Here is a 1122-nt window from a genome sequence, read left to right as displayed (position 1 = left end):
AGCACCCAGACGATTCGCAGGTTGCGGTTGGCTAGCCTGATCGCAGCCTCCTTGCGGCCCAACCGGCTCATCCAGTGCAACAAGCGGCGGTCATCGGGTTGCTGGGAATCAGGTCGTAGTTGTTGCAGCACCGCATGGGCTCCCTGGATCATCAGACTGCGTAAATAAGCATCACCTCGCTTGGTCATGTCCCCCAACCGGACTGTCTCCCCGGTGCTGTGCTGGTCAGGCACCATGCCAAAGTACGCGGCAAACTTGCGGGCATTGGGAAATCGCTCAGGCTTGGTTTCCTTGGCCACCAGTGCCGTGGCAGTGACCGGGCCGATGCCGCGCACAGTCATTAGCCGCTTCGCCGTCATGTCGGCGTTGGCGGCCACTTCCAGGCGTCCCGTCAGTACGCTGATGCGCTCACCCAAATGGCGCCACTCGGCCAACAGTTCGTCGATCAGTTCACGCAGCAGGCCCGGCACCGGCTGGGTGGCATCTTCCAGCACCCGCGGGATTTTCTGGCTGATCGCAACATCGCCCTGTGCCAAGGCTACGCCGTGCTCAAGCAGCAGGCCGCGCATCTGATTACTGAGGGCCGTGCGTCGACGCACATAGCCCTGGCGGGCGCGATGCAACGCCTGCATGGCCAGCGCCGCAACGCTTTTGACCGGTACGGCGCAGATTTTTTCATCGCGATTAGCCCGCAGGATCGCCAGCGCATCGTTGCGATCATTCTTAGGCCCGCTGCGATGTGTGGCCACCAAACCGGCTGGAAGAATCCGCACCGGATTGCCTTGGTCTTGCAGCTGCCGGGCCCAGGCCTGGGCACCCGGACCGGTCTCCATCAAAACCATGACATGAGGCGACAACTGTCGGAGAAAATCATAAAACGCCTCGCGCGACTTGATCCGCTGCTCGTAGAGCACCTGGCCGAGGATATCTTCGCCGGCGACCTGAAAGACCTGTTTGGCCAGATCGACCGCCAAGGTTGTGCAGGCCGACAAACCGGAAGAAGACAGGGATTGATTAATCGAACTATGATTTTTCATGGACTCGCCCTCGCTGTCGTTGGCTGTTTAGACTGCCACCGTGGCGCATTGACGCCTCGGCTTGGGCGAGTCCATCCAATTACAG

Annotated in this window: 1 protein-coding gene; it reads right to left on the bottom strand. The window is 60.6% G+C overall.

Annotation, left to right across the window (positions count from 1 at the left end; genetic code table 11):
• Positions 1-992, bottom strand: a 992-nt coding sequence (locus tag KW841_RS29405) for an IS110 family transposase (RefSeq protein ID WP_256357991.1), incomplete at its 3' end; no start/stop codon positions are given.
• Between the last annotated feature and the right edge of the window lie 130 nt (positions 993-1122).

Origin of the sequence: Pseudomonas sp. PDM28 (genome assembly GCF_019219115.1) — a bacterium.
GTDB lineage: Bacteria > Pseudomonadota > Gammaproteobacteria > Pseudomonadales > Pseudomonadaceae > Aquipseudomonas > Aquipseudomonas laurylsulfatiphila.
This window is presented reverse-complemented; position numbering and strand designations above follow the sequence as displayed.